General features: G+C 32.4%; 9 protein-coding genes and 2 tRNA genes. 4 read left to right on the top strand and 7 right to left on the bottom strand.

Features of this window, described 5'->3' with window-relative positions:
* Position 1 precedes the first annotated feature (1 nt).
* From M4I23_RS11980 to M4I23_RS11965, 4 genes are all read right to left on the bottom strand, one after another.
* The gene (locus M4I23_RS11980; protein ID WP_158850841.1) at positions 2 to 541 is read right to left on the bottom strand and encodes a YfiR/HmsC family protein; all 540 of its coding nucleotides are present in this window, start codon (positions 539 to 541) and stop codon (positions 2 to 4) included.
* Positions 542 to 1324: 783 nt separating this feature from the next.
* Positions 1325 to 1399: transfer RNA gene (locus M4I23_RS11975), tRNA-Pro, on the bottom strand.
* Positions 1400 to 1434: 35 nt separating this feature from the next.
* Positions 1435 to 1523: transfer RNA gene (locus M4I23_RS11970), tRNA-Ser, on the bottom strand.
* 101 nt (positions 1524 to 1624) lie between these two features.
* Positions 1625 to 3679: an HDIG domain-containing metalloprotein gene (locus M4I23_RS11965; RefSeq protein ID WP_249754533.1), complete on the bottom strand. Its 2055-nt coding sequence runs from the start codon at positions 3677 to 3679 to the stop codon at positions 1625 to 1627.
* A 210-nt stretch (positions 3680 to 3889) separates the two neighbouring features.
* Here M4I23_RS11965 and M4I23_RS11960 point away from each other — a divergent pair, with 210 nt between their 5' ends.
* Positions 3890 to 5068 carry an acetyl-CoA C-acyltransferase gene (locus M4I23_RS11960; protein ID WP_249754532.1) on the top strand — a complete coding sequence of 393 codons (1179 nt, stop codon included), beginning with the start codon at positions 3890 to 3892 and terminating at the stop codon, positions 5066 to 5068.
* A gap of 118 nt (positions 5069 to 5186) precedes the next feature.
* Positions 5187 to 5936: a C40 family peptidase gene (locus M4I23_RS11955; protein ID WP_158850891.1), complete on the top strand. Its 750-nt coding sequence runs from the start codon at positions 5187 to 5189 to the stop codon at positions 5934 to 5936.
* A 75-nt stretch (positions 5937 to 6011) separates the two neighbouring features.
* Here M4I23_RS11955 and M4I23_RS11950 read toward each other — a convergent pair whose 3' ends face one another.
* Together M4I23_RS11950 and gyrA are read right to left on the bottom strand one after the other, a co-directional pair.
* Entirely contained in the window at positions 6012 to 7262 is a 1251-nt protein-coding gene (locus M4I23_RS11950; protein WP_249754531.1) for a tetratricopeptide repeat protein, read from the bottom strand.
* 18 nt (positions 7263 to 7280) lie between these two features.
* Entirely contained in the window at positions 7281 to 9854 is a 2574-nt protein-coding gene (gene gyrA / locus M4I23_RS11945) for a DNA gyrase subunit A (RefSeq protein WP_158850895.1), read from the bottom strand.
* Positions 9855 to 10113: 259 nt separating this feature from the next.
* Between gyrA and M4I23_RS11940 the strand changes: the two genes are divergently transcribed.
* Both M4I23_RS11940 and M4I23_RS11935 read left to right on the top strand, forming a co-directional pair.
* On the top strand, positions 10114 to 12663 hold the full coding sequence (locus tag M4I23_RS11940) for an ATP-dependent Clp protease ATP-binding subunit (protein ID WP_249754530.1): 2550 nt from the start codon (positions 10114 to 10116) through the stop codon (positions 12661 to 12663).
* Between the two features lie 82 nt (positions 12664 to 12745).
* Positions 12746 to 13138: a hypothetical protein gene (locus tag M4I23_RS11935; RefSeq protein ID WP_249754529.1), complete on the top strand. Its 393-nt coding sequence runs from the start codon at positions 12746 to 12748 to the stop codon at positions 13136 to 13138.
* A gap of 146 nt (positions 13139 to 13284) precedes the next feature.
* Here M4I23_RS11935 and M4I23_RS11930 read toward each other — a convergent pair whose 3' ends face one another.
* Positions 13285 to 14682, bottom strand: a complete 1398-nt coding sequence (locus tag M4I23_RS11930) for an MFS transporter (RefSeq protein ID WP_249754528.1) — start codon at positions 14680 to 14682, stop codon at positions 13285 to 13287.
* Between the last annotated feature and the right edge of the window lie 35 nt (positions 14683 to 14717).

Below are 14717 nucleotides of genomic sequence, written 5' to 3'. Positions count from 1 at the left end.
GTTAATTAAAAATTTTTGCTATCCTTAAAATATCAGAGGAGAATGACTGCCCCTCTTTATCTAAAGAAGTTAAATTAACCAATATTTTTGGCTTATTATTCTGAATTCCAAATCCGAGTGAAATTTTACCTTGCTCAACATATTGAGATATACCAGTTACCGATAACACCCTATTGTTCTTGCATATTTCTGAATAATCTTGAATTCCAGGCATAAAATAAACAACACTATAATTCGAAATATTTTGTTCTAATTCATTTTCACGAATAGCCTTAACCATCATTGAATTACCTAGCCCTGTAATAAATTCATCCTTATTTAATTCTGAATTATCATCAAATACAACTAGTATTTTAATTTTTATATTTTGTGGAATTTGTGAATCGTATTTTAACACTTTAGTTAAGAGTGCTGCTTGTATTCTTTCGGGCACAGGTATATTTTGTGAAAAAACTGAATTACCCCAACAGAGAAATATGAAAACAAAAAACAGCCCCTTAGCCAAGAAGATTTTATTTTTGGGGTAATTTAAGTTAATCATTTAGTAGGTTTCAATTTAACTTTAAATCAATATTTCTGCAAAATTAGTTGATTTATTTTCAATGTTTTATGACTTTTATCAAGTTATAAAATTTATTCATTTACATAACAGGCAAAGGCTAGAGTGATGGATTGGTAGTAATAAAAAAATATTTGGCTCTTTTTAACTAAACTATCCATTAAACCCCATCAAACAGAATAACTATTTAATTCACCAATTAGTGAGGCTTTGCTAACTATTATAGAAATATTTTATTCAACCTGAATTAATGGCAGAAAAGGATGCGAAAAGAGTGCGAGTACAACGCTTTTATTTGATATCATTTGGGACTATATTTTATTTAGCATTCACTTAAATTACATCTAAAATATAAGACATAAAGTAAATAAACCATAGGTTAATATTGCTAAAATAAACATTTTATCCGATATAAAGGCTTTTTATCGGTGTTTTGATGTAATTATTTTATTATCTCAGCTATCAGATTGAAAGATTGTGATTTTGCATCGGCATTAGAGTTAATTTTGTTGATTACTCAATAATATATCCACTATAAATTAAAAGCATACACCTTACTTTGTTAAACTTGTAACTTCCTTCTTAAAGTAAATAATGTGGTTTGGTAGAATTTTAATAATTGGGAGTATTCTAAAAATCTTATCTTTTTTTATAATTAAATACAATTGTATCTAATTATAAAAAATAAAAGCATCCTCAACTCTTATTAGCCCTTCGTGAAACGCAAAAAACCTTGTAAATTAAATTTACAAGGTTTTTATTAAGTCGGGGTGGCAGGATTCGAACCTGCGACCTCCTCGTCCCAAACGAGGCGCGATAACCGGGCTACGCTACACCCCGAATTGGTTATCTATATTTCATAATGAAATATTTTGCGGAGAGACAGGGATTCGAACCCTGGGTAAGTGTTTCCACCTACGACGATTTAGCAAACCGTTCCTTTCGGCCACTCAGGCACCTCTCCAGTAATATTTAATAAGAACTCTGCATTACCATTTTAATGCGGGTGCAAATTTAGGATTTCATCTTAGATCTAACAAACATTTTTGTGTTTTTTTTTGAAAATTATTCAGGATATTCAATTCTTAAATGATAAATGTTTGCTAGCTTGTGTTTTAGCACTTTTTTTATGGATTCAATTTCTTTAAAAGTAATGTTTGCATTTAAAAATTGTCCCTCACTTATTTGTTTATCTATAATATTTTCAACAAAAGCATCAATTTTTGTTGATGTTGGTTCCTTTAAACTTTTAGATGCAGCCTCAATACTATCACACATCATTAAAATAGCCGTCTCTTTACTAAAAGGTTTTGGACCAGGATAACTAAAATCTAATTTATTAACTACTTCTTCTGGGAAATCCTTTTTTTCTTGCATATAAAAATAATAAACTACACTTGTACCATGATGCGTTCTAATAAAATCTATAACGCGATCTGGCAAATTATTTTTTCTAGCAATTTCTATCCCATCAATAACGTGATCGGTAATTATTCTTGCACTTTCTTTAGATGATAACTCGTCATGTGGATTAATGCCTGTAGATTGATTTTCGGTAAAGTAAGTTGGGCTCTTCATTTTACCAATATCATGATACAAAGCTCCTACTCTAACCAACATGGAATTTGCTCCAATTTCGTTCGCGGATGCTTCGGCTAAATTAGCTACGTTTAATGAATGATGAAACGTGCCAGGTGCCTTATTCGATAATTCTTTTAATAACTTAGAATTTGTATCCGAAAGCTCCAATAAAGAAACATCGGAAACCAACCCGAAAACTTTTTCATAAACATAAATTAAAGGCTGCACAAAAAGAGTAGCTAATCCGCAAAGCACAAAATATCCAAATGTTTGCCATTCTAAAGTTTCTACTGTACCTTCATGAATTACAAAAAACGCAAAATAAGCAATAAAATAAACTAGTGTTATTTGCCCAACCGATATAAATAGATTAGCTCGTTTATAAAGTTCTTTTACTGTTAAAATAGTAACAATTCCTGCAATAATTTGTAAAAACATGTACTCATAGCTATTCGGTACAACAAAACCTAAAAGCAATACGGTAATAACATGAGAAAACAAACCCAATCTGGCGTCAAAAAAGGCTTTAAAAACAAGTGGTAAAATACATATTGGAACGACGTAAATAAACTTCGAATTATAGTTCACCACCAATGTGGTTAAAAATATTAATAAAAATATATTGAAAAATATAAATGTAACTTTCGTATTATTTTCAAACACATCTAATCTATATTTCATTAAAAACAATAACAGCATAAGTAATGCTAAAGCCACCAAAAGAGTATAAGCAAATAGAATCCATAAATAGTTGGATTTACTCCAAACTTGCGATTCGTATTCAGACTGTAAAGACTTTAATATTTCATATTTATCACCTTGTACAACCTCTCCTTTTGCTACAATCAATGTTTGTTTTTCTATACTGCCTCTTGCATAAATTATTTTATTAAGTTCATCTTGTAAAGCCTTATCTGTAAAAGATTTATCGAAAGTTAAATTAGGCTCAACCAAATCATAGAATAACGATACAAATTCAGTTTTATAAGCAGATAAACGGTGTTTTTTTAAAACACGTTCAATTACCGAAGTCACCTTATCGAGTTTAATTAAATCGAAATAAATACCTTCTTCTTTTTTAACCCGCTCGTCTAGAATAACAATTCTTTTTTCATCCGAAAAACTATAACTTTCATTTAAAACCCCAAAGGCATAAAGTTCGGAAATAATATCGGCTCCCGTTTTATACAATTCACTAGACTTGGCAAGCGAAATAGTATCAGAAAAAGCAGAAGAAAACTCACTCTTAAAAGATGTTTTTACTTTATTCTCAATACTATTATCAATAGTAAAATATAACGTTCCGTTATTAATAAGCTCCTCTTTTTCTTGAGCAATTTCATTTTCAGATTTTTTTATAGCAAAATCAAAAGGAGCATATAAATTCTCTGATTGCCAAGGCTTTCCTTTTTCAAAATTATATTTAAATTTCCCGCTTTTAGGAAACAAATAAACAATTAAAAACGTAGTAGTAATATATAAAAGCACTTTATATATTAAAGAATGGTTTCGGTATAATTTATTTATAAAGTCTTTCACGAGTAAATTTTCTAACTAAATTCTTAATTAAAATTCAGTTAATGATTTCATTTTCAAATGTAATAAATTATTAGGCTTTCACCACGTTTTATAATGAACACATCTCTGCATATTATTAAAAAAATCGTTATTTTCGCAATGAATTTATTCTATTCTTATTTTTTTATAATTTGATAAAATATATTCGAAGCTAAACCAAAGTAGATCATTATGAACAAAGAAGTCGTTATCGTTTCAGCCGTAAGAACGCCAATAGGTAGTTTTTTAGGAAGTTTATCAACTATTGCTGCACCTCAATTAGGAGCTATAGCAATAAAAGGCGCTTTAAATAAAATTAATTTAAACCCAAAATTGGTAGACGAAGTTTTAATGGGTAATGTAGTTCAAGCAGGTACTGGTCAAGCTCCGGCAAGACAGGCTGCCATATACGCTGGTATCCCAAATACTGTTCCATGCACAACGATTAACAAAGTTTGCGCTTCGGGTATGAAAGCTGTTATGCAGGCTACACAAAGTATTGCGCTTGGCGATGCAGAAATTATTGTTGCTGGTGGCATGGAAAACATGAGTTTAATTCCTCATTATTTACATGCTAGAACGGGCACCAAATTTGGTTCTGCATCATTAATTGACGGTTTACAAAAAGATGGTTTAGTAGATTCTTATAGCCAAAATGCTATGGGTGTTTGTGCCGATACTTGCGCTAATGAATATGAGTTTTCTCGAGAAGATCAAGATGCTTACGCTATTCAATCGTACAATCGTTCTGCAGCAGCTTGGGAAGCAGGGAAATTTGATAATGAAGTTATACCTGTTGAAGTACCTCAACGCCGCGGAGAACCTCTTATTTTTTCTAAAGATGAAGAGTTTACAAACGTAAAAATGGATAAAATTCCGCAACTGCGACCTGCCTTTAGTAAAGAAGGTACAGTTACAGCTGCTAACGCTTCCACCATAAATGATGGTGCCGGAGCAATGATTTTAATGAGTAAAGAAAAAGCTAACGAACTTGGTTTAAAAATTCTAGCCACTATAAAAGGTTATGCCGATGCTGCACAAGAACCAGATTGGTTTACTACTGCTCCTGCAAAAGCATTACCCAAAGCCTTAAAGAAAGCTGGTATGAAACTTGAAGATGTTAATTTCTTTGAATTTAATGAAGCATTTTCGGTTGTTGGATTAGCAAACATGAAAATTTTAGGACTTACCGATACTAATGTAAATGTAAATGGTGGCGCGGTTTCTTTAGGGCATCCATTAGGCTGTTCTGGTGTTCGAATTTTAATAACATTACTGAATGTGTTAGAACAAAACGATGCCAAAATTGGTGCCGCAGCAATTTGTAATGGAGGCGGTGGCGCATCGGCCGTAATTATTGAACGTAACTAAAAAACAGTAAGCAATGTATTTAGTTAGTTAATAATTGACTAAAATTGAAAAATAAAGAACCTAGAGATTTAAATAAAATATAATTTTATTTAAATTATTAAACAACGATAATTTATTAATGCAATACGGAATTTGTAATTTAAGCATTGTACCACTAAGACTTGAACCCTCGGATGCTAGCGAGTTAGTTTCGCAAGTTATCTATGGTGATTTGTTTAAAGTTTTAGAACAACGCAAAAATTGGAGTAAAATCAGAATTGCCTTTGATACGTACGAAGGTTGGGTAGATAATAAACAATATGCCGAAATAACTGAAGAGCAATATAGCGACTTAAAAATGCAACCGTTAAAACTTTCTGGTGATTTAGTTGAATTTATTCAAGATAAAAATGAACAACTCCATCCTATTGTTTTTGGTTCTGGCTTAAACGGATTATCTGTTTTAAACCATGGTTATGATGGTGGCCTCATTTCTGGAAGACACCCAAAATCACAAATAATACAAACAGCTTTCACGTATTTAAACGCCCCTTACCTGTGGGGAGGAAAAACGCCATTTGGCATTGATTGCTCTGGCCTTACGCAAATGGTTTACAAACTAAATGGCTATAAATTACTTCGGGATGCATCTCAGCAAGCCACACAAGGTGAAGCTTTAAGTTTTATAGAAGAAAGTGAACCTGGCGATTTAGCTTTCTTTGATAATAGTGAAGGTGTAATTACTCACGTTGGCTTAATTATGGAAGATAATTACATCATTCATGCCCATGGAAAAGTTAGAATTGATCGTTTGGATCATTCAGGAATTTATAATGTAGATAGAAATATACACACACACAAACTACGTGTTATTAAAAAAATAATTTAATTTTTATTTTTGAATTTAAAACATAAAAAAAGGTCGCAAATTGCGACCTTTTTTATTTTATAAAAGTAAGGTGATTTATTGAGCACCTTCTAAAGCTTCAACTTTAGCTTTTAAACCTTTTGCTTTATCCGATTCACCTAAAATATTGTAGATGTTCATTAAAGTTTTAGCTGCACTTAAGTTTTCAGTATCAATTTCTAATGCTTTAGATAAAAATGGAACTGCTTCTCTGTATAAGTTTTGACGCTCTTCTCTTAATTCATCGTAACGTAAATCATCTTTTTTAGAACTACCTAAACCATTCATTTCTGTAATAAGTGGCTCCTCTCTTGCCAATACAAGAGCAGAAATATTAATATAAGCATTAACATAAGTAGGATCTAACTCAATTGCTTTTTCATAATAAGCTTTTGCTTCAACTGGATGATCTGATTCTGCAGCAATTACACCTAAATTATACTGCAATTCTGGGTTAGTAGGATCTAATTCTGTAGCTTTACTTAAAAGCTCTTGGAACTTCTCGATATTCCCCATTTTGTAGTGCGCATTAGCTTCAGATAAAATTAAATTAATATCATTAGGGCTTTCTGCTCTAGCTTCTTGAAGTGCTCCAATAGCCTTATCATCATTACCTTGGCTTACATAAATAAGCGCCATGTTTTTAACGATCTCTGGTTTTTTAGATTCCGTCATACGCTCACCCGGTTTAATATGGCTCTTTGCTTTTACGTAAAGATCACGAGTTGCTTTATCAAGAATTTCTTCTTCACCCGTTTCATTATTAGTTGCAAAATATTGCTTTTGGATACCTGTGTAACCTAAACTCTTAAGCTCATCATATAAAACTAAAGCACGATCGTATTCTTGCACATTTACAGCTGTTGCAGCCGCATAATACAAGTAAACTGTATCTTTAGCTTTTACTCTATATGATTTTTCAAAATACTTTGAAGCAGTAGAGTAATCTTGTTTTTCGTAAGCTGTATTTGCTTTAGTTAACAACCCATTAGAAATAGTTTGTTTTAAATTAGTAATTTCCGCTCCATAAGTTCCTTCTGCTTTTGTTAAATTTTCTAGTGCTGAAGCAACATCTGCATCAGAACCTTTACCGTTAGCATAAAGTGCTTGTCCTAATAAATAGTAATATTTGGCTTTAGATTTTTCATCCATAGCACCTAAAAGACCTTCTGCGCTTGTTGCTGCTGCTTTTGCTGCTGCAAAATCACTCGATTTAATAGCTTTTTCAACGGCCCTCAATTCCTTCTTTTGTGCAAATGAAAATGCACCCATTGAAATGGCTAAAGCTATGATTAATTGTTTTTTCATTTTTAAATAATATTAAGTTTAAATTTCAGTGTTATTATCGTCTAAATTATTATCAAGAGTTGTGCCATCTTCAGAATCCTCAGTGTTTTCAATACTTTCAACGCCTTCTACTCCTTCAACTAATTCCTCTCCTTCAACTATTATTTCCTCTTCTTCATGCATTACTTTAGCAACTGCCGCGATAGAATCTTTTCCTTTAAGATTAATTAATTTAACCCCTTGAGTTGCACGCCCCATAACTCTTAAATTAGCAACAGCCATTCTAATCGCTATACCGGATCTATTTATAATCATTAAATCATCTTCATCAGTTACATTCTTAATAGAGACTAAGTTACCTGTTTTTTCTGTAATAGAAATAGTTTTAACGCCTTTTCCACCACGGTTGGTAATTCTGTAATCTTCTAAGCTTGAACGTTTACCATAACCGTTTTCAGACACCACAAGCACGTTGCTTTCCATATCATCAACAGCTATCATTCCGATAACCTCATCAGTTTCTTCATCTTGTAAACGAATACCACGAACACCAGATGCTCCACGGCCCATTGGTCGTGTTTTAGCCTCTTCAAAACGAATAGCTTTACCAGATTTTAATGCTAACATTACTTGGCTTTCACCAGTTGTAAGTTTTGCTTCTAATAAAACATCATCATCTTTAATTGTAATCGCGTTAATTCCATTTGTTCTTGGACGAGAATATTGCTCTAAAGAAGTCTTTTTAACTTGACCCTTTTTAGTTGCCATAATCACGTAATGACTATTAATGTACTCTTCATCTTTTAAATCTTGAGTACAGATAAAAGCCATAACTTTATCATCTTGCTCAATATTTACAAGGTTTTGAATAGCACGTCCTTTTGATGTTTTGCTGCCTTCTGGTATTTCGTAAACACGCATCCAGAAACATTTTCCTTTTTGAGTGAAGAATAACATGTATTGGTGGTTTGTACCAACAAATAAATGTTCTAAGAAATCTTCATTACGAGTTGTTGATGCTTTTTGACCAACTCCACCTCTATTTTGAGTTTTGTATTCTGTTAAAGAGGTACGTTTAATATAGCCTGCATGAGATATAGTAATTACTACACTTTCATTAGGGATCATATCTTCGATACTTAAATCGCCACCCGCATACTCGATAACCGAACGACGCTCATCTCCATATTTATCACGAACTACTACTAATTCTTCTTTAATGATATCCATTCTACGCTCTTTACGATCTAGAATATCTTTAAGGTCGATAATAGTTTTCATAATTTCATCAAACTCAGCACGTAATTTATCTTGCTCTAAACCTGTTAATTGACGCAAACGCATCTCAACAATAGCTTTAGATTGTATTTCTGAAAGTTCGAAACGTTCAATTAAATTACTCTTAGCTTCATCTGCATTTGATGATGCACGGATAATTTTGATAACTTCATCTATATTATCCGAAGCAATAATTAGTCCTTCTAATATATGTGCGCGTTCTTCCGCTTTACGTAATTCATAAACAGTACGTCTAACAACAACATCATGTCTATGCTCTACGAAATAATGAATTAACTCTTTTAAATTCAACATTTGTGGACGTCCATTTACTAATGCAATATTATTTACACTAAATGAAGACTGTAATGCTGTATATTTAAAAAGTTTATTTAAAACGATATTAGGAATCGCATCACGTTTTAAAACGTAAACGATACGCATACCATTTCTATCAGATTCATCACGAATAAGCGAAATACCTTCTAATTTCTTTTCGTTAATTAAATCGGCAGTTTTCTTAATCATGTCTGCCTTATTGACTTGGTACGGTATCTCGTCAACAACAATACATTCACGTCCGTGTACCTCTTCAATATTAGTTTTTCCACGCATAACAATACGTCCACGACCAGTATGAAAAGCTTCTTTTACACCATCGTAACCATAAATAGTTCCACCTGTTGGAAAATCTGGAGCTTTAATGTGTTGTATAAGTTCGTCAATTTCAATATCGCTATTTTCAATATATGCTATTGTTCCATTAACAACCTCTGTTAAATTGTGTGGAGGCATATTCGTTGCCATACCTACCGCAATACCAGATGCTCCATTAACTAAAAGACCTGGAATACGTGTTGGCAAAACTGTAGGTTCTTGTAAAGTATCATCGAAATTCAACTTATGGTCTACGGTTTCTTTATCAATATCTGCCAACATGTCCTCAGATATTTTTTTCATACGGGCTTCCGTATAACGCATTGCTGCCGGACTATCTCCATCGATAGATCCAAAGTTTCCTTGTCCGTCTACAAGCATATAACGTAAACTCCACTCTTGAGCCATACGTACCATTGCATCGTAAACAGAAGTATCTCCGTGTGGGTGATACTTACCTAAAACTTCCCCAACTATTCTTGCCGATTTCTTATGTGCTGTATTTGCTCTAATACCCAGTTCATGCATACCATAAAGTACACGTCTATGAACGGGTTTTAAACCATCTCTTACATCTGGTAAAGCACGTGACACAATGACTGACATTGAATAATCAATGTAAGCCGATTTCATCTCATCTTCAATATTAATTGGTATAAGTTTTTCTCCTTCTGCCATATATATTTTAATTAAGTTTTATGTAATTTTCAAAACATGCTAATATAACAAATCCTTGAGTTATACTAAGGGTTTTAAAATCATTTTTTCATGTTTTTTATTAACAATTTTAAACCCTTTTTTAGTTAATAAGTATGTAATTGAAAATTTTGATTGAATATCCTTTTTTTCGTCAATTAGCATTTTACACACAAAAAAAGGTATAGTTTTTGTCGTTGGTAAAATGTTTTAGTATTTTTAATGCAGAAAGGACAAGAATATGGATGATAATTTTTCCCCAAGAGTAAAAGATGTTATTGCTTATAGCAAAGAAGAGGCATTACGTTTAGGTCACGATTTTATAGGGACCGAACACCTAATGCTCGGGCTTTTGCGCGACGGTAATGGCAAAGCAATTAAAATTTTAGACGCTTTAGATATTGATTTAAATCATTTAAGGCGTAAAGTAGAGATATTAAGTCCTGCAAACCCCAATATAGCAGTAGGTTCCAACCAAAAGAAGAATCTACACTTAACTAGGCAAGCAGAGCGCGCACTGAAAACTACGTTTTTAGAAGCTAAATTATTTCAGAGCACCTCTATAAATACAGCGCACTTACTGCTCTGTATTTTAAGAAATGAAAATGATCCAACTACAAAACTTTTAAATAAGTTGAAAGTTTACTACGACAATGTTAAAGAACAATTTAAAATTATGATTACAAACGATGATAGTTATATAGAACCAAAATCTGAATTTCCAGATGATGATTCTAACATAGAAGACGAATCTTCTAAAGAAAACATTTTTAACGCGCCAACTGGAGCTAAAACCAACAAAAAGTCTAAAACACCTGTTTTGGATAATTTTGGACGCGATTTAACGGCTATGGCCGAAGAAGGGAAATTAGATCCTGTGGTTGGTCGTGAAGAAGAAATTCAACGTGTATCACAAGTTTTAAGTAGAAGAAAGAAAAATAATCCCCTTTTAATTGGTGAACCTGGTGTTGGTAAATCTGCCATTGCCGAAGGTTTAGCGCTTAGAATTGTAAAACGTAAAGTATCGCGTATTTTATTTAACAAACGTGTGGTTACTTTAGATTTAGCAAGTTTAGTTGCAGGCACAAAATACCGTGGACAGTTTGAGGAGCGTATGAAGGCCGTTATGAACGAACTTGAAAAGAACGACGATGTTATTTTGTTTATAGATGAAATTCACACCATTGTTGGAGCTGGTGGTGCTACTGGAAGCTTAGATGCTTCCAACATGTTTAAACCCGCTTTAGCAAGAGGAGAAATACAATGTATTGGTGCAACTACTTTAGATGAATACAGACAGTACATAGAAAAAGATGGCGCCTTAGAACGTCGTTTTCAAAAGGTAATTGTTGAGCCAACAACGGTAGAACAAACTATTGAAATCCTTAATAATATTAAAGGTAAATACGAAGAACACCATAATGTTGATTATACACCAGAAGCTATTGCGGCCTGTGTAAAATTAACAAATAGATACATGACCGAGCGTTTTTTACCAGACAAAGCTATCGATGCTTTAGATGAAGCTGGTTCTCGCGTACACATAACAAATATTGAGGTTCCAAAACAAATTCTAGAATTAGAAAAGAAACTAGAAGAAGTTAAGGAAACCAAAAATACAGTTGTTAAAAAACAGAAATACGAAGAAGCTGCGAAACTAAGAGATGACGAAAAACGTCTTGAAAAAGAATTAGCTATCGCTCAAGAAAAATGGGAAGAAGATACCAAACAACATAGAGAAGTTGTAACAGAAGATAATGTTGCCGATGTAGTTTCTATGATGACTGGTGTTCCCGTAAATCGTATTGCGCAAACAGAAATTAATAAATTGGCCGAATTACCAAACCTTATTAAAGGAAAAGTAATTGGTCAAGATAATGCTGTTGCTAAAGTTGTAAAGGCCATTCAAAGAAACCGTGCAGGGCTTAAAGACCCAAACAAACCAATTGGCTCATTTATCTTTTTAGGGCAAACAGGAGTTGGTAAAACGCAGTTAGCTAAAGTATTATCTAGAGAATTATTCGATTCGGAAGAATCGCTTATTAGAATTGACATGAGTGAATACATGGAAAAATTCGCTATTTCTAGATTAGTTGGTGCACCTCCGGGATACGTAGGATATGAAGAAGGAGGGCAACTTACCGAAAAAGTACGTCGCAAACCTTACGCTGTTATTCTTTTAGATGAAATTGAAAAGGCGCATCCAGATGTGTTTAATATGTTGCTTCAAGTTTTAGACGATGGGTATTTAACGGATTCTTTAGGTCGAAAAATTGATTTTAGAAATACCATAATCATCATGACTTCGAATATTGGAGCTCGTAAATTGAAAGATTTTGGTACAGGAATTGGTTTTGGAACTGCTTCGCAAAAAGCGCAAGAAGATGCCAATGCCAAAAGTGTGATTGAAAATGCTTTGAAAAAATCATTCGCACCAGAGTTTTTAAATAGAATTGACGATGTTGTTGTTTTCAATGCTTTAGAAAAAGAAGACATCAACAAAATTATTGATATTGAGTTAGAAAAACTTTTAGATCGTATTACATTGCTAGGCTACCACCTAACAATAACCGATAACGCAAAAGATTATATTGCAGATAAAGGTTTCGATAAACAATATGGTGCAAGACCTTTAAAAAGAGCTATTCAAAAATATGTTGAAGATGCTTTAGCTGAAGAAATTGTATCATCACATTTACAAGAAGGCGATAATATAAAAATTGATCTTGATTCAAAAACTGAAGAATTAAATATTTCGATTGTAAAAGCTGAAAAATCTACAGAATCATAAATTCTAATTTAGAATAAAACTAAAAGCTCGAAATTAATTTTTCGAGCTTTTTTATGTTTTAAATATTCACTATCTTAAGGATATGAAACACCTCATAAAAATACCCATTGGATTTATACATGTTTATGAGAACTTTGTAGTTTCTATAATTGATGAAGGTGAAACAGTTACCAAGGATTCTAATAATATTCTAGAAGAAATAGCAAGTAAATACTTTAAGTCTAGAAGCTTTGTTTACATCGCACATCGCTTAAACTCATATGCCGTAGACCCTGCTGTTTATAAAAAAACCTCTTTGATTAAAAACTTAGTTGGTTTTGCCGTAGTCTCTAAAAATCGAGTTGCTCTAAGCAATGCTGAAATTGAAAAACTATTTTTAAACAAACCTTTTGAATCATTTACAAATTTAGATGAAGCTATAAATTGGTCTAATATGATTGTAAGTAATAATAATTTAAATACCTTGGATCGTTAATATCTCTAATAAACTTAAAAAGTAAATCTCCTATCCCATCCAAAATGAAATAAAAATTTTACTTAAAGAGCATTTGGTAAATACAAATTACGGACTAAAAACAAGAGGTATTCCAAAAAATAAAAATGTTGTTTTAAGATTATCAATTAACCTTCTAAAGCAATCTTTTTCTTTTCCTCCGGAACTCTAAAAAGTAAAATAATTCCGCCAATAAAAAAGACAACAAGTACTAAGATTGCATTTCTCATGGTTCCGGTAATTTGATCGACAGTTGCAAAAATAACCATACCTATTACAATACCTATTTTCTCGGCAACATCATAAAAACTAAAATACGATGTAGTATCTTCTGTTTCTGGTAAAAACTTAGAATAAGTAGATCGACTAAGAGATTGCACACCTCCCATAACTAAACCTACAATACCAGCAGCTATATAAAATTGAACTGGTGTATGCATTAAATAAGCATAAAAACACAAAAACATCCAAATAATATTTACTGCAATTAATGTTTTAATGTTTCCAAATTTAGAGGACGCTTTCGATGTTATAAACGCTCCTAATATTGCAACTAACTGAATTACCAGTATACTAAAAATTAAACCAAAAGTTTTATCACTATCGGTACCCCAAGAAATTTCTTCTTCACCAAAATAAACAGCAACAAGCATAATAGTTTGTACCGACATACTAAATACAAAAAAGGCATATAAATAGCGCTTCAATCTTAAATTCTGTTTAAGTTCTTTCCATACTTCTCGTAATTCTTTTAAACCATTAAAAACAACAGCTCGAGTTACTTTATGCCCCGATTTAGTTCCTTTTGGTAAAAAGTAAAAAGCATATTGACTAAACAAAGCCCACCAAACTCCAACAGTAATAAAAGATATTTTCATAGCTTTAAATGATGCGGCATCTTTAACAGTATCTAGAGCTAATTGGATTTCGGCATCTGTTCCTGTTTCTCTTATAGATTCTGCAATACTTAAATCAAACCCGAAAAACTGAGGAAACATCACCATTACTAAATTAAACACCAACAAAAGCACACTCCCTAAATACCCCAAAGAAAAACCTTTAGCACTAACGCTATCTTGCTGTTCGGGATACGCAATATCTGGTAAGTAAGAATTATAAAACACCAAACTTCCCCAGTAACCAATTAACCCCATAAAATAGAATAATAAACTAAGGTGAATTTGATCTAAACTAAACCAATATAAACCTATGCAACCCGCGCTACCAACATAACAGAAAAATTTCAAGAAATTCTTTTTATTACCAACATAATCAGCTATTCCTGATAATATTGGAGATGTAAATGCAACCACTAAAAAGGTGAAAGCTGTAACAAAAGTGATTAAAGCTGTACTTTTAAAAACGGTACCAAAAGCTTCAACCATTTTAACTTCTGAAAGAAATAATGCCGAATAAAATATCGGAAAAATTGAAGACGTAATGGTTAAAGTATAAACCGAATTTGCCCAATCGTAAAAAGCCCAAGCATTTAATAGTTTTTTACTCCCTTTTTCAAGTTGAATCATATAAAATATAGCTAAATAAAAAAAGCTGCTATTGA

Source organism: Algibacter sp. L4_22 (assembly GCF_023473045.1).
Taxonomy (GTDB): Bacteria; Bacteroidota; Bacteroidia; order Flavobacteriales; family Flavobacteriaceae; genus Algibacter.
The sequence above is the reverse complement of the archived record's forward strand: the minus strand, read 5'-3'. Positions and strand labels throughout refer to the sequence as shown.

What these genes read in the sequence shown, in the direction of transcription:
- M4I23_RS11940 (WP_249754530.1), top strand. Translation starts at nt 10,114, where the DNA reads ATGGATGATAATTTTTCCCCAAGAGTAAAAGATGTTATTGCTTATAGC.
- gyrA (WP_158850895.1), bottom strand. Translation starts at nt 9,854, where the DNA reads ATGGCAGAAGGAGAAAAACTTATACCAATTAATATTGAAGATGAGATG.
- M4I23_RS11955 (WP_158850891.1), top strand. Translation starts at nt 5,187, where the DNA reads ATGCAATACGGAATTTGTAATTTAAGCATTGTACCACTAAGACTTGAA.
- M4I23_RS11980 (WP_158850841.1), bottom strand. Translation starts at nt 541, where the DNA reads ATGATTAACTTAAATTACCCCAAAAATAAAATCTTCTTGGCTAAGGGG.
- M4I23_RS11960 (WP_249754532.1), top strand. Translation starts at nt 3,890, where the DNA reads ATGAACAAAGAAGTCGTTATCGTTTCAGCCGTAAGAACGCCAATAGGT.
- M4I23_RS11935 (WP_249754529.1), top strand. Translation starts at nt 12,746, where the DNA reads ATGAAACACCTCATAAAAATACCCATTGGATTTATACATGTTTATGAG.
- M4I23_RS11930 (WP_249754528.1), bottom strand. Translation starts at nt 14,682, where the DNA reads ATGATTCAACTTGAAAAAGGGAGTAAAAAACTATTAAATGCTTGGGCT.
- M4I23_RS11950 (WP_249754531.1), bottom strand. Translation starts at nt 7,262, where the DNA reads ATGAAAAAACAATTAATCATAGCTTTAGCCATTTCAATGGGTGCATTT.